Genomic DNA, 19,410 nt, shown 5'->3' on the forward strand with positions numbered 1-19,410 from the left:
CGGGCGTCGGCGACGGGGGCGTCGCTGCCCAGGCCGGCCTGGCGGCGCGTCTGGTGCAATTCCAGCGCTTGCCGCTGCCGCTCGCGCTGTTGCCGCGCCAGCTCGTGCAGCCGGAAGGCGGCGTCCAGGCGCAGGTAGGCGGCGGCGATGCCTTGTTGCAAGGCCAGTTGCGCATCCGCATGGGCCAGCGCCGCGCCTTCGGCATCGAGCCGCGCGGCATCGGCCAGCGCGCGCCATTTGCCCCAGATGTCCAGGCGCAGGCGCAGCGAAGCCAGCAGCGAGCCGCTGCCGCCGGTGTTGTCGGCGTAGGGGGCGCCGTAGGTGTAATGGCCGGGGTAGCGGTCGGCGGTGATGGTGGCGCTGCCGTCCAGTGTCGGCTGGCGGTTCGCGTCGACGCTGCCGAAGACGGCTTCGGCCTGGCCCAGGCGGGCCTGGGCGGCCCGCACGCCCGGCGCCTGCCGCAGCGCATCCGCCATCAGGCGGTCGAGTTGATCGTCGCCCCACGCGCGCCACCAGGGCGCGGCGTCGTCGGCCGTGTCGCGGACGGCGGCGGCGATATCCTGGCCGGCATCCAGCGCGGCCAGGTCCAGGGGCTTGCCGGCGGGGCGCAGGCCGTCGTGGCTTGCGCATCCCGCGACGGCGACAAGCGCCGCCAGCGCGGCGGCGAGCGGGGCATGCCGCAAACGCATGCGGCGCGCGGGCCGGGCGTCGGGGCGATACCGTTTTGAGTGAATCATGGCGTGCTTCCGTGTTGAACTGGCCGCCATGGTGCCGCTGCGCTACAGTTGCGTATATGGACAAGCTGATAACTAATACTTGCGTTTGGTGCAACTGATGGATCTGAACCTGTTGGTCGCGCTCGATGCGCTGCTGGCCGAGGGCAGCGTCACCGGCGCCGCCGAACGCCTGCAATTGAGCGTGCCCGCCATGAGCCGCACGCTGGAGCGCATCCGCCGCATGATGGGCGACCCGCTGTTCGTGCGGGCCGGGCGCGGCCTGGTGCCGACGCCGCGCGCCGAAGCCCTGCGCGAACCGGTGCGCGCCCTGGTGGCGCAGGCCCGGGAACTGTTGGCGCAGGATGCCGCCTTCGATCTCAAGACCCTGCGGCGCGTGTTCACCATCCGCGCCGACGACGGCGCCGTCAGCACGCTCGGGCCGGCCTTGCTCGACACGCTGGCCAAAGAGGCGCCGCGGGTCACGGTGCGCTTCATCTCGCAGGGCAAGCAGGACGTGCTGTCGCTGCGCGAAGGCGCCATCGACCTGGACATCGGCGTGATCGAGGACATGGGGCCCGAGATCGTGCGGCAACGCCTGTTTCCCGATCGTTTCGTGGCGGTGTTCCGGCCGGCCAATCCCCTGGCGCGGCATCGCAAGCTCACCCCCGAACGCTTTGCCAGGGCGCGCCACGCCACGGTCTCGCGCCGCGGCGTGCTGAGCGGTCCGGTGGACATCGAACTGGGCAAGGTCGGCCTGGCGCGCCATATCAGCGCCGTCACGCATTCCTTTGCCGAGGCGCTGGCGATCACCCGCAAATCCGATCTGGTCGCCACCGTGCCGGACCTGCTCACGCTGCACCTGCGCGACGATCTGCAGATGCGCGCCTTGCCCTTCGACACCCCCGCCGTGACCATCTCGCAGGCCTGGCATCCGCGCTTCAACGAAGACCCGGCCCATCGCGCCATCCGGCAGATGGTGCACCGGATCAGCCTGGCGATCAGCGGCCGGTGACGCTGTCGGCGTTGGTCACCGCGACCAACGTTTGGTTACCCGATGCGGTTCCAAACGGTGGACCGTCTATGCATAATGGCTGCCGCCCGCATCGCGGGCGTTTCCTTGTTCTGGACGCATGCCGGTGCCTGCCGGCCGGGAGTGTAGAGATCGTGAAAGCGCATATCGTGAAAGTCGCGAGTCTGGCCATCGTCGCCGCCACGCTGACGGCATCGCCGGCCTGGGCCGAGGACGTCGAGGGCTCGCGCGACCATCCCGCCCTGACCCGCTTCGAGGGCGCCGAGATCCGCGCCTACGAACACAAGGACTACGACGAAGCCTTGATGCCCGACCGGCCCGTCGCGCGGGAATCCGAGGCCAAGGGCCTGACGCTGGCAGGCAAGCTGACGCGCATCGCCTATCGCATCGACGGCAAGAAGTCGGCGCTGGAGGTCTACCGCAACTACCAGGGCGCGCTGCAGGCCGGCGGCTTCAAGACCGTGTTCGAATGCAAGGGCGACGAGCAGTGCGGCGGCGACTTCCAGTCGTTCGTCCTGAACAGCGGCAAGGTCAGCCAGCCCGGCCAGGGCGACGCCGCGTTCGGCGGCAAGTACTACGTCGTGCTGGCAAAGAAAGAGGCGCCCACTGGCGACATCTACGTGTTCCTGGACGTGATGGAAGACAGCTCCAACAACATCACGCCGGTGTTCCAGCAGGTGATCGAGACCAAGCCCATGCAGACCGGCCAGGTCAAGGTGCTGGACATGGCCGCCATGCAGAAATCACTGGCCGAATCGGGCCGCGTCGCGGTCTACGGCGTGTACTTCGATACCGACAAGGCGGAGGTCAAGGCCGAATCGAAGGCGGCGCTGGACGAGATGGGCAAGCTGCTCAACGCCAACCCCAAGCTGAAGGTCTACGTGGTCGGCCACACCGACAACCAGGGCACGCTGGCCGGCAACCTGGAGCTGTCGCAAAAGCGCGCCGACGCCGTGGTCAAGGCGCTGGAAGCGGACTACAAGATCCCGGCCGCGCGCCTGTCGGCGCGCGGCGTGGCCTCGCTGGCGCCGGTGGCGGCCAACGACGCCGAGGCCGGCCGCGCCAAGAACCGGCGGGTCGAATTGGTCGCGCAATGACGCGGTGAGCCTGCCTAATCTTGAGGCGGCTCGGCGATGAAAAGGGCCCCCACGCCGCGCCTTCGGCTTGCTGCCCCCCGAGGGGGCGTTTTCATCTTGAGGCGGCTCGGCGATGAAAAGGGACCCCACGCCGCGCCTTCGGCTTGCTGCCCCCCGAGGGGGCATTTTTCATCTTGAGGCGGCTCGGCGATGAAAAAGCCCCTGGAACCTCGCGGTTCCAGGGGCTTTGCCTTTGCGGCCCGGGCGTTACGCGGCCAGCAGCTGGCGCAGCACGAAGGGCAGGATGCCGCCGTGCTGGTAGTAGTCGACCTCGATCGGGGTGTCGATGCGCAGCAGCAGCGTCACGTCCTGCTTCGAACCATCCTTGCGGGTGATCGTCAGCGTCACGTCCTGCATCGGCTTGATGCCGTTCTCCAGGCCCGAGATGTCGTAGGTTTCCTCGCCGGTGATGCCCAGCGACTGCACGCTGTCGCTGCCCTTGAACTGCAGCGGCAGCACGCCCATGCCCACCAGGTTGCTGCGGTGGATGCGCTCGAAGCTGCGCGTGATGACGGCCTTGACGCCCAGCAGCTGGGTGCCCTTGGCGGCCCAGTCGCGCGACGAGCCGGTGCCGTATTCTTCGCCGCCGAACACCACGGTGGGGGTGCCCGCCGCCACGTACTTCATGGCCGCGTCGTAGATCGACATCTGTTCGCCGGTGGGCTGGAACAGGGTTTCGCCGCCCTCGAAGCGGCTGCCGTCGGGGCGCGCCGGGATCATCAGGTTCTTGATGCGCACGTTGGCGAAGGTGCCGCGCATCATGATTTCATGGTTGCCGCGGCGCGAGCCGTAGCTGTTGAAATCGGCCTTCATGACGCCGTTTTCCTTGAGCCACTTGCCCGCGGGCGAGGTCTCCTTGATGGAGCCCGCCGGCGAGATGTGGTCGGTGGTGACCGAGTCGCCGAACACGCCCAGCGCGCGGGCGTTCTTGACGGTCGGCATCGCGCCCGGGGTCATGCCGAAGCCCTCGAAGAACGGCGGCTCGGCGATGTAGGTGGAGTCGGGCCAGTTGTAGGTCTCGCCCGTGACGCCCTTGATGTTCTCCCACAGCTTGCCGGGGTTGCTCTTGACCTGGCCGTAGTTGGCCTCGAACGCCTTGGGGTCCAGCGCGTACTTGAGCAGCGCCTCGACTTCCTCGGTGGTCGGCCAGATGTCGCCCAGCCAGATGTCGCCGTTCTTGCCGCGGCCGACCGGTTCGGTCATCAGGTCGCGCGTCACGGTGCCGGCCAGGGCGTAGGCCACCACCAGCGGCGGCGAGGCCAGGAAGTTGGCCTTGATGTTCGGGTGGATGCGCGCCTCGAAGTTGCGGTTGCCGGACAGCACCGCCGAGCACACCAGGTCGTTGCTGGTGATGACCTCGTTCAGGTCGGGCGTCAGGTCGCCGGCGTTGCCGATGCAGGTGGTGCAGCCGTAGGCGGCCACGTCGAAGCCCAGCTTCTCCAGGTAGGGCAGCAGGCCGGTCTTGGTCAGGTATTCGGTGACCACGCGCGATCCGGGGGCCAGCGAGGTCTTGATGTGCTTGGGCACCTTCAGGCCGGCTTCGACGGCCTTCTTGGCCAGCAGGCCCGCCGCCAGCAGCACGCTGGGGTTGGACGTGTTGGTGCACGAGGTGATGGCGGCGATCAGGATGTCGCCGTTCTTGACCTTGGTGCCGGTGCTGGTGGTGAAGGTCTGCTGCAGCTTCTCGGCCGGCTGGTTGAAGCCGTTCTCGGCGACCGGCTTGGAGAACAGGTCGATGAAGGTGCTCTTGACGTTGCCGATCTCGATGCGGTCCTGCGGGCGCTTGGGGCCGGCCAGCGACGGCGCCACGGTGGACAGGTCCAGCGTCAGCAGCTTGGTGTAGTTGATGTCCTGGGCGGCGGGCACGCCGAACATGTCCTGGGCCTTGAAATAGGCCTCGAACGCGGCGATTTCGTCTTCGGTGCGGCCGGTGCCGCGGAAGTAGTCGATGGTGCGGCCGTCGACCGGGAAGAAGCCCATGGTGGCGCCGTACTCGGGCGCCATGTTGCCGATGGTGGCGCGTTCGGCCACCGACAGGCTGGCCGTGCCTTCGCCACAGAACTCGACGAATTTGCCGACCACTTTTTCACGGCGCAGCATTTCGGTGATGGTCAGCACCAGGTCGGTGGCGGTGACGCCGCCGCGCAGCTTGCCCTTGAGTTCCACGCCGACCACGTCAGGCGTCAGGAAGTACACCGGCTGGCCCAGCATGCCGGCCTCGGCCTCGATGCCGCCCACGCCCCAGCCGACCACGCCGATGCCGTTGATCATGGTGGTGTGGCTGTCGGTGCCCACCAGCGAATCCGGATAGTAGACGTTGTTCTTCTTGTCCTGGTGCACGCCGCGCGCCAGGTATTCCAGGTTGACCTGGTGGACGATGCCGAAGCCCGGGGGCACCACGCCGAAGGTGTCGAAGGCCTGCATGCCCCACTTCATGAACTGGTAGCGCTCCTGGTTGCGCTTGAATTCCAGCTTCATGTTCAGGTCCAGCGCATTCTTGGTGCCGAAGTAGTCGATCATGACCGAGTGGTCCACCACCAGGTCCACCGGCACCAGCGGCTCGATGCTCTTGGGGCTCTTGCCCATCTTGTCGGCTACCGAACGCATGGCGGCGATGTCGGCCAGCAGCGGCACGCCGGTGAAGTCCTGCAGCACCACGCGGGCCACCACGAACGGGATTTCATCCTCGCGCTTGGCGTTGGCCTGCCAGTTGGCGAGCTGGCGCACGTGTTCCTCGGTGACCTTCTTGCCGTCGCAGTTGCGCAGCACGGATTCCAGCACGATGCGGATGGAGACCGGCAGCCGCTGCACGTCGATGCCCAGGGCCTTGCCCAGCGCCGGCAGCGAATAGTACTGACAGGACTTGTTGCCGATCTTGAAATTCTTGAGTGTATCGAGGGTGTTGTGCGGCATGATGGACTCCGTGGTTTTGCCCGCGTAAAGCCGGCATTTTCAGGCGTTTCGGCGCGTTTGTCATTCCGGGCGACAGCGGCGCGGGTTCGGTCTATGTCTTATATCTTATATAAGACTTGAGGGGCGCGTCAAAGTTCCCGCCCGCGCCGGCCTGCGGGTTGCGCGGCGGCCGCGCAAACCCCTACTGTGCGGCAGCCGCGCCATCCCTGCAAGTCCCCCGTTTTTTAACAAAGAAGTCCTACAAGCGCATGGCGGGGGACGGAGGGCCGCCGCCGTGGCGCGCCACCGGGTGGCAGCCCCCCGCTCAGGCCAGGAAGGTGCGCAGCAGGGGTTCCAGTTCCCGTTTCAGGAAATCGACCAGGGCGCGTTGGGCGCTCGAGGGATAAGGGGTTGGCGAGGTCAGGATATAGAGCTTGTCGCCCGGGCCTTCGGCCTGGTAGGCGGGCAGCACCTGCAGCAGGCGCCCGGCCTCCAGGTCGGGACGCACGATGTAGGCCGGCAACAGCGCCACGCCCGCGCCTTCGCGGGCGGCTTGGGCCAGGAACGGGAAATACTCGGATTGCAGGCGAGTGGCCAGCTTGACTTCATGCGGTTGGCCCTTGCCGCGCAGGCGCAGCGTTGCCTGGGGGCGGGCGCCGGGCGGCCCCAGGAAATCGAAGCGCCCCAGGTCGCGGGGATGGGCCGGCATGCCCATGCGCGCCAGGTACTCGGGCGCGGCGCACAGGTGCCACTTGATGCGGCCGAGTTCGCGCGCCACATAGTCTTGCGGCGGCACCGAGATGGCCCGCAGCGCCACGTCGATCTCCGAAGAAATCAGGTCGCTGACGCGGTTCGAGAACAGCACCCGCAGGCTCAGGCTGGGGTGTTCCAGGGCGAAGCGCACCAGCAGGGGCCGCAGCATGTCCAGTTCGCCCAGGCCGGTGGGCAGGCTCAGCCGCACGTGGCCGGTGGGCTCGGCGCCCAGCTTCTGCAGGGCATGGCGCGCCGATTCCACTTCGCGCGCCATGCGGGCGCCATGGTCGTACAGGACGCTACCCTCGTGCGTCAGTTCCAGCCGCCGGGTGGTGCGGCGGATCAACTGCGCGCCGAAGGCCCGCTCCAGCTTTTGAAGGTTGCGGCTCACATGCGAGCGCGTCACACCCTGGCGCAGCGCCGCCTCGCTCAGCGTGCCGGCCTCGACGATCGTCACGAACAGCTGGATCAGGTTCAGGTCGAGCACGGGCGGGGTGGTCATGGGCAGTCTTCATTGTTGCCTGTGAGGAAACAGAGTTTACCCATCCTGAAGGATTGTCGCGGAAAGGGTTCGTGGATATTCTGAAAAAAAACCAAGGAGACACCCCATGCGGCAAACCATGTTCCGCGCCGACCTGTTCCAGGGCCAGCGCATCCTGATCACCGGCGGCGGCACCGGCCTGGGCTATGCCATGGCCCGCCAGCTGGCGGCGCTGGGCGCCACCGTGCACCTGTGCGGACGCCGCCTGGCGGTGCTGGAGCAGGCCGCCCAGGCGCTGCGGGGCGAGTCCGGCGGCCAGGTCCACGTCCATCCGGTCGACATTCGCGACGCCGGCGCGGTGGACGCGATGGTGGCGCGCATCTGGGACCAGCATGGCGGGCTGGATGCGCTGGTGAACAATGCCGCCGGCAATTTCATCAGCCCCACCGAAAAACTGTCCGAACGGGGCTTCAATGCCATCGCCGACACGGTCTTTCGTGGCACGTTCTACATGACCCAGGCCGTGGGCAAGCGCTGGATCGGCAGCGGCGCGTCCGGGGCGGTGGTGTCCATTGTCGTGACCTGGGTCTGGACCGGCTCGCCGTTCGTGGTGCCGTCCGCCATGTCCAAGGCCGGCATCGACGCCATGACCAAATCGCTGGCCGTCGAATGGGGCCGGCGCGGCATCCGCCTGAACGCCATTGCGCCGGGCGTCATCCCGACCGAGGGCGCATCGGCGCGGCTGCGGCCCAACGACAGCGGCACCGACGCGCTGGTGAAGCAGAATCCGATGCAGCGGCTGGGGCAGGGCCAGGATATCGGCGAACTGGCCGCGTTCCTGCTGGCGCCGGGCAACGATTGGATCAACGGCCAGACCATCGCCCTGGACGGTGGCGACTACCTGGCCAATGGCGCGTACTTCAAGCAGTATTTCGATTGGTCGGACGACGATTGGGCCGCCGCGCGCGCCGCCATCGAGGCGCGCACCGCCGCCGACAAGGCGCAACGCCCGGCGGGCCAGGCATGAGCGCATCCGTCACGCAAGGGGCCGGCCGCATCATCGCCGGCGACTGCCAGCTGGACCGCGCGGCCCTGATGCGCCGCGGCGAGCAGGTCGCGGCGGGCCTGGCGGCCATGGGGATCGGGCAGGGCGACGTGGTGGCGGTGCTGCTGCGCAACGGCATGCCCTACCTGGAGATCATCCAGGCCTGCAAGCGCCTGGGCTGCTATTACTGCCCGATCAACTGGCATTACACGCCCGACGAGGTTGCCTACCTGGTGCGCGACAGCGGCGCGCGCCTGCTGATCGCCGAGGAAGACTTGTGGCAGGCCGCCAGGGCGGCGCTGCCGGCGGACCTGCCGTCGCGTCGCGTGGGCGCGGCTGCCGTGTCCGAGGATTACGCCAGCTGGCGCGAGGCGCAGGCGCCCTACGACGGCCCGGTGGTCGCGCCGCGCGGCCACATGGCCTATACCTCCGGCACCACCGGCCGGCCAAAGGGCGTGGTGCGCGCGCCGTTTCCGCTGGACCAGTTGGCGCAGCGGCTGGCGGCGGTCGAGGCGGTGGTGGAGCAGGCGTACGGTTTGCGGCCCGGCTGCCGCGCATTGCTGCCCGCGCCGGTCTACCATAGCGCGCCCAGCGTGTTCGCCCAGGTGGCGCTGCGGGTCTGCGAGACCCTGGTGCTGGCGCCGCGGTTCGATCCGCTGGAGGTGTTGCGCCTGATCGAGCGCCATCGCATCGACACGGTCTACCTGGTGCCCATCATGTACGTGCGCCTGCTCAAGCTGGATCCGGCCCAGCGCGCCGCCTTCGACCTGTCTTCGCTGCGCTTCGTGGCCTCGACCGGGGCCCCCTGCGCGCCGGCGCTCAAGCGCGCCATGATCGATTGGCTGGGGCCGGTGATCCACGAGACCTATGCCTCCAGCGAGGCCGGCATGGTGACGGTCATCGATTCGCACGAAGCGCTGGCCCGGCCGGGCAGCGCCGGCCGGCCGATCGGCGGCGCGCAGATTCGGATCTACGGCGACGACGGCGCGCTCTGCGCGCCCGGCCAGATCGGCCGCATCCATGTGCGCCAGCCGGCCTACGCCGACTTCACCTACCGCAATAACCCGGAAGCGCGCAGCCGGATCGAACGCGATGGATTGATCGGCCTCGGCGACCTGGGCTACCTGGACGACGACGGCTACCTGTTCGTGTGCGACCGCGAATCGGACATGGTGATCTCCGGCGGCGTGAACATCTATCCCGCGGAAATCGAACACCACCTGACGCAGTACCCGGGCGTGGCCGATTGCGCGGTGTTCGGCGTGCCTGACGACGAGTTCGGCGAGCGCTTGCTGGCACTGGTTCAGCCGGCGGCGGACACCGCGCTGGCGCCCGAGGAAGTGCTGCGCTGGCTGTCCACGAGGGTGGCGCGCTACAAGGTGCCGCGCGAATTGCGGTTGCGGCAGAGCCTGCCGCGCGATGACAACGGCAAGATCGCCAAGCGCCGCCTGCGCGACGCGTTCTGGGCCGAGCGCGACAGGAAGGTCTAGGAATACCAAGGCGGCGCGCATCCCGGGCCGTACGCCATCACCACAGGGGAGACAAGCATGTTCATGAAGAATTCTGGGATAGGCCGCGCCGCGGCCGCGCTGCTGTTGTGCATGGCCGCCGTATCGCCCGCCCAGGCGGCGTTTCCGGAGCGGCCGGTCAAGCTGGTCGTGCCGTATACGCCGGGCGGCGCGGCCGACCTGTTGTCGCGAGTGCTGGCCGAAAGGCTGTCGCAGGAACTGGCGCAACCGGTGGTGGTGGAAAACAAGCCGGGCGCCAACACGATGATCGCGGCCACGCAAGTGGCGCGGGCCCAGCCCGATGGCTACACGCTGTTCCTGGCCAGCAATGCCAGCATGGTGCTCAACCCCATGCTCTATCGCAAGATCTCGTACGACGCGCAGCGGGACTTCCGGGTGCTGTCGGTGGTGGCGGAATTGCCGCTGGTGGTGGTCGCCAACAACAGCGTGCCGGCCTCGACGCTGGCGCAATTCGTCGACTACGCCCGCGCCCGCCCGGGCAAGTTGAACTATGCCTCCGTGGGTATCGGCAATCCGCTGCAACTGGCGACCGAACTGCTGAAGTCGCGCACCGGCATCGACGTGGCGCATGTTCCCTACAACGGCAGCGCGCCGGCATTGAGTTCGCTGATGGCCAACGACACCCAGCTGATGGTGGACGTCATCAGCACGTCATTGCCGCTGGTTCGCGAGAACAAGATCAAGGCCCTGGCCGTGACCGGCGCCCAGCGGCTGCCGGTGCTGCCTGACGTGCCCACCGTGGCCGAGAGCGGGTTCGCCGGCTTTCGCGCCGCGACCTGGTTCGGCGTGGCCGTGCCGCGCGGCACGCCGCCGGCCGAGGCGGACAGGCTGCGCGAGGCCGTGGCCGCGGTGATGCGCCAGGCGGATTTCCGCGACCGCTTCCAGGCGCAAGGCCTGGTGATCCAGGCGCCGCGCGGCCAGGCCGAGGTCGACGCCTATCTGGCCGAGGATCGCGAGCGCTGGAATGGGGTGATCCAGGCCAACCATATCCGCCTGGATTGAGAGGCGCGCGTCAGGCCAGCAACGCCGGCATTTCGGCGGCCGCGAAATCCAGGAAGCGCCGCAAGGCCAAGGGCGCGCCGCGGCGGGCGGGCATGACGGCGTAGATGCGTGCCGGCGCGGCGCGCCAGGCGGGCAGCAATTGCGCCAGGTCGCCTTTGGCCAGGGAGCCGGCGCACAGGTAGTGCGGCAGCAGCGCCACCCCCAGTCCGGCGCGCGCCATTTCGCGCAGCGCCGCCAGGTTGCTGCTGAGGCAGCGGGGGCGGAATTCGATCGATTCGGCCTCGCCCGCCGGGCCGACGAAGTGCCAGCTCTGCGGGCTGTCCTGGGTCGCATGGGCCAGCAGCGGCAGCGCGTTCAGGTCGCGCGGATGGCGCGGCGCGGCCCGGGCCATGGCGGGGGCTGCGACCAGGATCAGCGGCACCGGCGCCAGTTCGCGCGCCACCAGCCGCGAGTCGGTGAGCGAGGCGCCCTGGGCGCGGAAGGCCAGGTCGTAGCCTTCGCCCACCAGGTCGATGACCTGGTCGCGGGTGTCCAGCAGCACCCGCACGCCGGGATGCTGCAGGCAAAAGCGAGCCACCAGTTCGCCCAGCAGCGTCACCGCCAGCGCCGAGGGCGCCGTCATGCGCAGCAGGCCGCTGGGCGTGTCGCCCATGGCGGCCGCCAGGTCGAAGGCGCTGCGGGCCTCGCGCGCCATCGCCAGCGCATGCACGTAGATCTGTTCACCCATGGGCGTGAGCGAGACCCGCCGCGTGTTGCGCTGGAGCAGCCGCAGGCCCAGGCGCGCCTCCAGCTCGGCCACGCGCCGGCTGAGCTTGGAGCGCTGCATGTTGAGCACGCGGGCGGCGGCGGAAAAGCCGCCTTTTTCCACCACCTCGGTGAAAAGCAGCAGATCGTCGAGGTGATGGATATAGGAATGCATGGGGGCTGGGCGAGTGATTGTCCTGTAGCGCAGGACAATTATTCCTGAAATTTGGCTCTACTGTGCCGATGGCGGAACCCATAAGCTCTGCGCCAATTTGTCATCAGGCCATACATCCTTGACCATCCGCCTCAGCCCGCCCGTCGCCCGCCCGTTCGAACCCGAGGGCGACATCTGTTCGTACCGGCATTTTCGGCATTCCGATTTCCCCCAGGGCATGTCGCCGCTGGTGCTGGTGGACCACTTCATCATGACCGGGCCGGCGGTCGCGCCGCACCCTCACGCCGGCATATCGACGGTGACGCTGCTGCTGGAAGACACCCAAGGCGGCCTGCGCATCCGCGACAGCCTGGACAACGAACACGAAGCCCGGGCGGGCGACCTGCACTGGACAGTGGCAGGTCGCGGCATCGTGCACGGCCACGAATTGGTGGGCGCGGCGCGGCTCAATGGCCTGCGGTTGTACGTCAACCTGCCGGCGCGACTGAAATCGATGCCACCATCGGCAACGCTGGTGCGGGGCTGGGAAATGCCGGTGCTGCAAAGCGATGCGGGCCGGGTGCGGGTGGTGTCGGGCCGCTACGACGGCTGGGACGCGCCGCTGGCGACGCCCGAGCCGCTGCTCATCCTGGACGGCTGGCTGCGGCCGGGAGCGTCGCGCCTGGTGCCGCTGCCGGCGGGCTGGAACGCCTGGTTGTACGCGGCGCAGGGGGAAGTGGGCGTGCGGGCACGGCATGAGACCACGCCGCCGCCGCGACCGCCGGTAGAAGCGGCGCCGGTCATTCCGGCGGCACGGTTCCGCCCCGCCGGGCGCGCGGCGACGACCGATCGGCGCGCGGCCGATCCCGATTTCGCCGTCCTGCCCCCGGGCGCGGCGCTGACCGCCACGGCGGACCGCGACGGCTTTCTTCAACTCCTGGCGGCGGGCGCGCCGGCGCACTTCATCCTGGTGGCCGGAGCGGCCATCGACGAGCCGGTGATCCAGCGCGGCCCCTTCGTCATGACGGACGCGCGCGCCCTGGCGCAGGCCGTCGCGGCCTACGAAGCGGGCGACTTCGGCCAGCTGCGCCAGGAGAGCGGCGTGCCGGGCTGAGCAAGGCGCCGCCCGGTGACAGCGGGCTGTCAGGATAGGGGACAGATCTGTTGTGTGATGGCAACAAAATGGCTTTCTATATAAGGGACGCAATGAGAATGATTTCTCTTTATATAGAATTCAAAACGCACGATCTCAATCCCTCCCATGGTGAACGGGCTCGACAAGGCCGGCACGACCGGCCCTGCCGCAGTTCGAGTGGCAAGCCGTTACCCGCGTGACCCCCCATCGGGATTTTTGCGATTCCCAGCTTCTCGCGAAGCGCCCGTCTACTGACTCCCGATATGAAAATACGAACTCTTGCGTGCGTGGTTGCGGCCCTGCCGTACACCGCCATCGTCCACGCCCAGTCCGCCGCGCCCGCCGCCGACGGTTCCGTCGTCTCGATGGAAGCGATCAAAGTCGAGGCCAGCGCCGACGCCTCGGCCGGCGGCCTGGCCCAGCCCTATGCCGGCGGCCAGGTGGCCCGCGGCGGCCGCGTCGGCGTGCTGGGCACGCAAGACATCATGAGCACGCCGTTCAGCGTCACCAGCTACACCAACGAGCTGATCCAGGACAAGCAGGCGCGCAGCGTCGGCGACGTGCTGCAGAACGATGCCGGCGTGCGCGTGGCGCGGGGCTTCGGCAACTTCCAGGAGTCGTACTTCATCCGCGGCTTCATCCTGAGCTCCGATGACGTGGCCTACAACGGCCTGTACAGCCTGCTGCCGCGCCAGTACATCGCCACCGAACTGTTCGAGCGCGTCGAAGTGCTGCGCGGGGCGTCGGCCTTCCTGACGGGGGCGGCGCCCAGTGGCGGCGGCATCGGCGGCGTCATCAACCTGGTGCCCAAGCGCGCGCCCAACGAGCCGCTCACCCGCTTCACCACCGGCGTGTCCGGCGGCGGCCAGTTCTCCGTGTCGACCGACATCGCGCGCCGTTTCGGGCCGGACGACAGCACCGGCATCCGCCTGAACGTGGCCAACCGCAGCGGCGACACCGGCATCGATGACGAACATTCCCGCACCAGCCTGGTGTCGCTGGGCCTGGACTGGCGCTCGGCCGACACGCGGTTGTCGGCGGATATCGGCTGGCAGGAGAACAAGCTCAAGCGCGCGCGGCCGAACGTCACGCTGCGCGGCGTGACCAGCGTGCCGGACGCTCCGGATGCCAGTTCCAACTACGCCCAACCCTGGTCGTACTCGAACGAACGCGATGTGTTCGGCACGGTGCGCGCCGAGCACGATTTCAGCGACAAGCTGACCGGCTGGGCCGCCTTCGGCATGCGCCGCAGCGACGAGGCCAATTCGCTCGGCAACGTCACCGTGACCAATGGCAGCACGGGCGACGGCAACTTCTACCGTTTCGACAATACCCGTGAAGACAGCGTGAACACGGGCGAACTGGGCCTGCGCGCCAAGGTGCGCACCGGTCCGGTCGGCCACGAATTCGTCGCGTCCGCGTCCTTCTTCGATCTCAAGAAGAAGAACGCGTACGTCATGGACTACCTGAACACCTTCCCGACCAACATCTACGACCCGGTCAGCTACGACCGTCCCGCCTACGGCTCCAAGGCGCTGTTCGGCAACGACCTGGACGATCCGGCGCTGCAGGGCCGCACCCGCCTGAGCAGCTATGCGTTCGGCGACACCATGTCGTTCCTGGACGACAAGGTGCTGCTGACGCTGGGCATCCGCCACCAGCGCCTGTCGCAGCGTGACTACGCCTACAACACCGGCAAGGAGCAAAGCGCCTACGACGCCAGCCGCAACTCGCCGGCCGCCGGCATCGTCTTCAAGGTGGCGCCGAGCGTGTCGCTGTACGCCAACTACATCGAAGCCCTGGTGGCCGGCGATACGGCGCCGCAGACGGCCAACGGCAAGCCCGTGCCCAACGCCGGCCAGAGCCTGCAGCCCTACGTGTCCAAGCAGAAGGAGATCGGCGTCAAGTACGACGGCGGCGGCCTGGGCGCCGGCCTGGCGCTGTTCTCCACCGACAAGCCGCGCGCGGCCTACAACGCCAGCAACGCATTCACCGCCTCCGGCAAGGACCGCCACCAGGGCATCGAACTGACGGTGTTCGGCGAACCCGTCAATCGCGTGCGCGTGCTGGGCGGCATGACCTTCCTGGACGCCAAGCAGCGCTCCACCGGCAACAGCGCCATCGACGGCAACCGCGTCATCGGCGTGCCGCGCTTCCAGGCCAACCTGGGCGCGGAATGGGACATTCCCGGCGTGCAGGGCCTGACGGTGGACGGGCGCGTGGTCTACACCGGCGCCTCCTATGCGGACGACGCCAACACCCTCAAGGTGCCCGGCTGGACCCGCTTCGACGCCGGCCTGCGCTACATGATGGACGTCGACGGCCACGTGGTGACGCTGCGCGCCCGCGTCGAGAACATCGCCAACCGCAACTACTGGTCGTCGGTGGGCGGCTACCCGGGCAACGGCTACCTGGTGCTGGGCGGCCCGCGCACGTTCTCGCTGAGCGCCAGCATGGACTTCTGAGCGCGGATGCCCGCCGCCAGGCGGGCGCCGCGCAGGCCAGGAAAGGCAACGCCCCGGCGGTCTAGGTCATCAGCCAGCCGCCCGCCACGTCCAGCACCTGCCCGGTCACGAACCGCGCCTGGTCCGACGCGAAGAACAGGCAGGCGTCGGCCACTTCCTCGGGCGTGCCGAGCCGGCGCAGCGCGGTGACCTCGGCCACCGCGTCGTTGATCTCCTTGGGCACGCTTTTCAGCAGCGGCGTGCTGATGCGCCCCGGCGCCAGGCCGTTGACGGTGACATCGTGTTCGCCCAGTTCCGCGGCCCAGTGGCGCGTCAGGCCCAGCAGCGCCGCCTTGGTGGCGGCGTAGTGCGCGGCGACGATGTCGCAATAGGCCTTGCCCGCCACCGACGACATGTTGATCACGCGTCCCTGGCGCTGGCGCACCATGTGCGGCGTGGCCAGGTGGGTCATGTAGAACACGCTGTTCAGGTTGACCGCCACCACCTTGTCCCATTCGCCCGGCGTCATCTCCCACACCTTCAGCGCGCGGCCGTCGGTCTTGGGCGAGATGCCGACGTTGTTGACCAGGATGGTGGCCGGGCCGAGGTCGCGGGTGATGCGGTCATACGCAGCCTGGCACTGGTCGAAGTGCGAGACGTCGGCGTGCACGAAGGTCACGGCATGGCCGCGCTTTTTCAGTTCCTTCTCGTAGGCCTGGCCGCCCTGCGAATTGAAGTCGATCAGCCCGACCTTGCCGCCTTCGGCCAGGAAGCCCTCGACGATGGCCGAACCGATGCCGCCGACGGCGCCGGTGACGATGATGACCTGATCCTGGAAGCGCGCGCTCATGCCCGCACCTTCAACATGATCTTGCCAATGTGCTTGCTGCTTTCCATCAGCGCATGGGCCTGTGCCGCCTGTTCCAGCGGGAACACCTGGTGGATCAGCGGCAGGCAGCGCCCCTGTTCCATCAGCGGCAGCACCTTGTCGGCCAGCGCCCGGGCGATGGCGCCCTTGTCTTCGTCGGAACGCGGACGCAGGGTGGAACCGGTGAACGACAGCCGCTTTGTCATGATGGGCAGGGCGTCGATCTCGGCCTTGCTGCCTTCCAGGAAGGCGATCTGCACCAGCCGGCCATTCACCGCCAGCAGGCGGATGTTCTTGTTGATGTAGGCGCCGCCGACCATGTCGAGGATCACGTCCACGCCCTGGCCGCCGGTGGCCTGGCGGATGTCGGCCTCGAAGTCGGTGTCGCGGTAGATCAGCGCGTGCTGCGCGCCGGCCTTCAGGCAGGCCTCGGCCTTTTCCTGGTTGCCCACCGTGGTCCAGACCTCGGCGCCGAAGGCGCGCGCCAGCTGGATCGCGGTCAGGCCGATGCCGCTGGAGCCGCCGTGCACCAGGAACTTCTCGCCGGCCGCGAGGCGGGCGCGTTCGAACACGTTGGTCCAGACGGTGAAATAGTTTTCCGGGATGGCGGCGGCCGACAGCAGGTCCAGGCCGCGCGGCACCGGCAGGCAGTGGCGTTCGTCGGCCAGGCAGTACTGCGCGTAGCCGCCGCCGGGCGTCAGCGCGCAGACCCGGTCGCCGACCTGCCAGCGCGTGGCCTCGGGACCGACGGCGACGATGGTGCCGGCGACCTCCAGTCCCAGGTAGGGCGAGGCGCCGGGCGGCGGCGGATACGAGCCCGAGCGTTGCAGCACGTCGGGGCGGTTGACGCCGGCGTAGGCGACCTCGATCAGCACCTGGCGGCCGGCGGGCGCGGCCATCTCGCGTTCGGCCAGGCGCAGGCAATCGGGCGCGCCGCCGGTGCCGTGGTCGATGAATGTGCAGCGTAGAGACATGAATGCGGTCCTTCGGATTTCAGTGGCCCAGATAGGCCTTCTTGACATGGGGATCGGCCAGCAGCTCGGCGCCGGTGCCCGTGCGCACGATGGCGCCGTTCTCCAGCACGTAGCCGCGGTCGGCCAGGCGCAGCGTGCGGAACACGTTCTGCTCCACCAGCAGCACCGTGACGCCGTGCGAGGTGACGTCGCGGATGATGTCGAACATCTGCTGCACCAGCAGCGGCGACAGGCCCAGCGAAGGCTCGTCGAACACCAGCAGCTTGGGATCGGCCATCATGCCGCGCGCGATCGCCACCATCTGCTGCTCGCCGCCGGACAGCGAGCCGGCGTATTGGCCCAGGCGCTCGCGCACCCGCGGGAAGATCTGCAGCACTTCCTCCAGCTTGCGCTGCACGATGGGGCGGGCGGCGCGCTTGTACGAGCCCATCAGCAGGTTGTCGCGCACCGTGAAGTGCGGGAACAGCTGGCGGCCCTCGGGAATCATGGTGATCCCGGCGTCGACGATGTCGTAGGGCGTGCGGTTGGTCAGGTCGCGGCCCTCGAACTCGACCCGGCCGGCGGTGGCGGGAACCACGCCGCACAGCGTCTTCAGGGTGGTGGTCTTGCCGGCGCCGTTGGCGCCGATCAGCGTCACGATCTCGCCGGCATTGACCTCGAAGTTCAGTCCGTTGAGCACCTGGCTCTTGCCGTAGCCCGACGACAGATCCGAAACCTTAAGCATCCTGGTACTCCTTGCCCAAATAGGCCTCGATGACGGCGGGGTTCTCGACCACGTCCTTCGGCGCGCCGCTCACCAGCACCGCGCCTTCGTTCAGCACGATGATGCGGTCCGACAGCGCCATGGTGGCCTGCATCATGTGCTCGATCAGCAGCACCGACACGCCCGAATCGCGGATGCGGCGGATCATCTTGATCGACTTCTCGATGTCGGTGGGGTTCAGCCCCGCCATGACCTCGTCCAGCAGCAGGATGCGCGGCCGGATCGCCAGGGCGCGGGCGATCTCCAGCCGCTTCATGCCGCCCACCGTCAGGCTGCGGGCCTCGGTGTTCAGGTACTTGAGCAGGTCGGTTTCCTCGGCCACCTTGAGCGCGATCTGCTCGGCCTCCTCGCGGTCGGACGTGCGGATGAAGGCGCCCAGCATGATGTTCTCCAGCACCGTCAGGCCGGTGAACGGCTTGGCGATCTGGAAGGTGCGGCCCAGGCCCTGGTGGGCGAACTGGTCCGGCGTGCTGCAAGAGACCCAGTTGCCCTTGGCGTCGACCATCGACACCGCGCCCTTGTCCGGCGACAGGAAGCCCGACAGCAGGTTGAACACCGTGGTCTTGCCGGCGCCGTTGGGGCCGATCATGCCCAGGATCTCGTACTGGTTCAGCGTCAGCGACACGTCGTTGGTGGCGCGCAGGCCGCCGAAGCTCTTGAACAGGTTCTCGGCCTTGAGCACCGGCTGCTCGCGCCGCGCCGCGTCGGTCGGGCGGGCCGCCTCGACCAGCTGGCGCCGGGCGCGCGGCGTGCCCAGGTAGGGCAGCCGCGCCAGGGCGCGCTCGATGGCCGGACCGAAAGCGCCGGCCAGGCCGCGCGGGATGGTCAGCACCACCGCCACCAGGATCAGGCCGTAGATCAGCCCGTGCATGCCGTTGCCCACGCTGGACAGCCAGCCGCGCGCCAGCTCGGCGATCGGCAGCACCAGGAAGGTGCCGGCGATGGGGCCGGCCACCGTGCCCAGGCCGCCGATCAGCGCGAACATCGCCACCTGGATCGACAGTTCCAGCGAGAACGCCGAGCTGGGATCGACGAAGGTCAGGTAGGTGATGTGGAAGGTGCCGATGATGCTGGTCAGCATGGCCGACACCACCGCGGCGATGATCTTGACGCGCACCGTGTGGATGCCCACCGCCAGCGCCGCGTCCTCGCGTTCGCGGATGGCGATCAGGTAATGGCCGATGCGCGACTTGCGGATGTACCACGACACCCAGGTCACCAGCAGGAACAGGCCGAAGGCGATGATCACGTAGTTGATCTTCTCGCGGAACACGATCCAGGCCCAGCCGATGTTCAGCGGCAGGCTGATGCCGCTGGAGCCGCCGGTCCAGCTTTCCTCGTGGATCACCAGCAGCCGCACCACTTCCAGGATGGCGATGGTGGCCAGCGCGAAGAACGGCCCGCGCAGCCGCAGCGTGGGATAGCTGATGATGATGGCCACGGCCGCCGAGATGGCCGCGCCCGCCAGCATCCCGAACCACGGCGAGATGCCGAAGTTCTGCGTCAGCAGGGTGGCGGTGTAGCCGCCGATGCCGTAGAACACCGCGTGGCCCAGCGACAGCTGGCCGGCGTAGCCGCCGACGATGTTCCAGGCCACCGACAGCGCGGAAAAGACGAACAGCAGGACGAACAGGTTGGTCCAGAACGGCGTGCCCGTGGCGACGGGCACGATGAACATGACGATCAGCAGAATCAGGCTGACGTAGGCTTTGGGGCTTCGAAAGTCGGGAAACACGTCTCGCTC

15 protein-coding genes are annotated in these 19,410 nt (G+C 68.3%); 7 read left to right on the top strand and 8 right to left on the bottom strand.

Annotated elements, in window-relative coordinates:
• A partial coding sequence (locus tag DK459_RS30765) for a TolC family protein (protein ID WP_199234277.1) occupies positions 1 to 737 on the bottom strand: 737 nt, incomplete at its 3' end.
• 97 nt (positions 738 to 834) lie between these two features.
• On the opposite strand from DK459_RS30765, the gene DK459_RS11050 reads away from it, so the two are divergent.
• Both DK459_RS11050 and DK459_RS11055 read left to right on the top strand, forming a co-directional pair.
• A complete protein-coding gene (locus tag DK459_RS11050; RefSeq protein ID WP_035182867.1) occupies positions 835 to 1,728 on the top strand; it encodes a LysR family transcriptional regulator in 894 nt (297 codons plus the stop codon).
• Between the two features lie 167 nt (positions 1,729 to 1,895).
• Complete coding sequence (locus DK459_RS11055) at positions 1,896 to 2,843, top strand: OmpA family protein (protein WP_233256794.1); 948 nt, start codon at positions 1,896 to 1,898, stop codon at positions 2,841 to 2,843.
• 246 nt (positions 2,844 to 3,089) lie between these two features.
• Here the strand turns inward: DK459_RS11055 and acnA are convergent, their stop codons facing one another.
• Positions 3,090 to 5,795, bottom strand: coding sequence for an aconitate hydratase AcnA (gene acnA, locus DK459_RS11060; RefSeq protein WP_020928786.1), 2,706 nt, complete (start codon positions 5,793 to 5,795; stop codon positions 3,090 to 3,092).
• 304 nt (positions 5,796 to 6,099) lie between these two features.
• On the bottom strand, positions 6,100 to 7,029 hold the full coding sequence (locus tag DK459_RS11065) for a LysR family transcriptional regulator (protein WP_024069792.1): 930 nt from the start codon (positions 7,027 to 7,029) through the stop codon (positions 6,100 to 6,102).
• Positions 7,030 to 7,147: 118 nt separating this feature from the next.
• On the opposite strand from DK459_RS11065, the gene DK459_RS11070 reads away from it, so the two are divergent.
• The 3 genes from DK459_RS11070 (at position 7,148) to DK459_RS11080 (ending at position 10,584) form a co-directional block, all read left to right on the top strand.
• The gene (locus DK459_RS11070; protein WP_054448509.1) at positions 7,148 to 8,035 is read left to right on the top strand and encodes an SDR family oxidoreductase; all 888 of its coding nucleotides are present in this window, start codon (positions 7,148 to 7,150) and stop codon (positions 8,033 to 8,035) included.
• Entirely contained in the window at positions 8,032 to 9,543 is a 1,512-nt protein-coding gene (locus tag DK459_RS11075; RefSeq protein ID WP_024069790.1) for an AMP-binding protein, read from the top strand. Before DK459_RS11070 ends, DK459_RS11075 begins: the two co-directional genes overlap by 4 nt.
• 63 nt (positions 9,544 to 9,606) lie before the next feature.
• Complete coding sequence (locus DK459_RS11080) at positions 9,607 to 10,584, top strand: tripartite tricarboxylate transporter substrate binding protein (RefSeq protein WP_053497072.1); 978 nt, start codon at positions 9,607 to 9,609, stop codon at positions 10,582 to 10,584.
• A 10-nt stretch (positions 10,585 to 10,594) separates the two neighbouring features.
• Here DK459_RS11080 and DK459_RS11085 read toward each other — a convergent pair whose 3' ends face one another.
• Complete coding sequence (locus DK459_RS11085; protein WP_006387145.1) at positions 10,595 to 11,503, bottom strand: LysR substrate-binding domain-containing protein; 909 nt, start codon at positions 11,501 to 11,503, stop codon at positions 10,595 to 10,597.
• Between the two features lie 118 nt (positions 11,504 to 11,621).
• Here DK459_RS11085 and DK459_RS11090 point away from each other — a divergent pair, with 118 nt between their 5' ends.
• Together DK459_RS11090 and DK459_RS11095 are read left to right on the top strand one after the other, a co-directional pair.
• Entirely contained in the window at positions 11,622 to 12,596 is a 975-nt protein-coding gene (locus tag DK459_RS11090) for a pirin family protein (protein WP_054443846.1), read from the top strand.
• Positions 12,597 to 12,880: 284 nt separating this feature from the next.
• On the top strand, positions 12,881 to 15,082 hold the full coding sequence (locus tag DK459_RS11095) for a TonB-dependent siderophore receptor (protein WP_110134715.1): 2,202 nt from the start codon (positions 12,881 to 12,883) through the stop codon (positions 15,080 to 15,082).
• A gap of 61 nt (positions 15,083 to 15,143) precedes the next feature.
• Here the strand turns inward: DK459_RS11095 and DK459_RS11100 are convergent, their stop codons facing one another.
• Genes DK459_RS11100 through DK459_RS11115 form a run of 4 tightly spaced genes read right to left on the bottom strand, consistent with a single transcriptional unit; the run spans position 15,144 to position 19,401 of the window.
• Positions 15,144 to 15,911: an SDR family NAD(P)-dependent oxidoreductase gene (locus DK459_RS11100; protein WP_049073021.1), complete on the bottom strand. Its 768-nt coding sequence runs from the start codon at positions 15,909 to 15,911 to the stop codon at positions 15,144 to 15,146.
• A complete protein-coding gene (locus DK459_RS11105; protein WP_110134716.1) occupies positions 15,908 to 16,903 on the bottom strand; it encodes an NAD(P)H-quinone oxidoreductase in 996 nt (331 codons plus the stop codon). The genes DK459_RS11100 and DK459_RS11105 overlap by 4 nt, the downstream gene beginning before the upstream one ends.
• Positions 16,904 to 16,922: 19 nt before the next feature.
• Positions 16,923 to 17,627 carry an ABC transporter ATP-binding protein gene (locus DK459_RS11110; RefSeq protein WP_006387150.1) on the bottom strand — a complete coding sequence of 235 codons (705 nt, stop codon included), beginning with the start codon at positions 17,625 to 17,627 and terminating at the stop codon, positions 16,923 to 16,925.
• Positions 17,620 to 19,401: an ATP-binding cassette domain-containing protein gene (locus DK459_RS11115; protein ID WP_110134717.1), complete on the bottom strand. Its 1,782-nt coding sequence runs from the start codon at positions 19,399 to 19,401 to the stop codon at positions 17,620 to 17,622. The genes DK459_RS11110 and DK459_RS11115 overlap by 8 nt, the downstream gene beginning before the upstream one ends.
• Positions 19,402 to 19,410 lie beyond the last annotated feature (9 nt).

It is taken from the genome of Achromobacter sp. RW408 (genome assembly GCF_003184165.1).
Lineage (GTDB): Bacteria > Pseudomonadota > Gammaproteobacteria > Burkholderiales > Burkholderiaceae_B > Achromobacter > Achromobacter xylosoxidans.

What these genes read in the sequence shown, in the direction of transcription:
- DK459_RS11050 (WP_035182867.1), top strand. Translation starts at nt 835, where the DNA reads ATGGATCTGAACCTGTTGGTCGCGCTCGATGCGCTGCTGGCCGAGGGC.
- acnA (WP_020928786.1), bottom strand. Translation starts at nt 5,795, where the DNA reads ATGCCGCACAACACCCTCGATACACTCAAGAATTTCAAGATCGGCAAC.
- DK459_RS11065 (WP_024069792.1), bottom strand. Translation starts at nt 7,029, where the DNA reads ATGACCACCCCGCCCGTGCTCGACCTGAACCTGATCCAGCTGTTCGTG.
- DK459_RS11070 (WP_054448509.1), top strand. Translation starts at nt 7,148, where the DNA reads ATGTTCCGCGCCGACCTGTTCCAGGGCCAGCGCATCCTGATCACCGGC.
- DK459_RS11075 (WP_024069790.1), top strand. Translation starts at nt 8,032, where the DNA reads ATGAGCGCATCCGTCACGCAAGGGGCCGGCCGCATCATCGCCGGCGAC.
- DK459_RS11080 (WP_053497072.1), top strand. Translation starts at nt 9,607, where the DNA reads ATGAAGAATTCTGGGATAGGCCGCGCCGCGGCCGCGCTGCTGTTGTGC.
- DK459_RS11085 (WP_006387145.1), bottom strand. Translation starts at nt 11,503, where the DNA reads ATGCATTCCTATATCCATCACCTCGACGATCTGCTGCTTTTCACCGAG.
- DK459_RS11095 (WP_110134715.1), top strand. Translation starts at nt 12,881, where the DNA reads ATGAAAATACGAACTCTTGCGTGCGTGGTTGCGGCCCTGCCGTACACC.
- DK459_RS11100 (WP_049073021.1), bottom strand. Translation starts at nt 15,911, where the DNA reads ATGAGCGCGCGCTTCCAGGATCAGGTCATCATCGTCACCGGCGCCGTC.
- DK459_RS11105 (WP_110134716.1), bottom strand. Translation starts at nt 16,903, where the DNA reads ATGTCTCTACGCTGCACATTCATCGACCACGGCACCGGCGGCGCGCCC.
- DK459_RS11110 (WP_006387150.1), bottom strand. Translation starts at nt 17,627, where the DNA reads ATGCTTAAGGTTTCGGATCTGTCGTCGGGCTACGGCAAGAGCCAGGTG.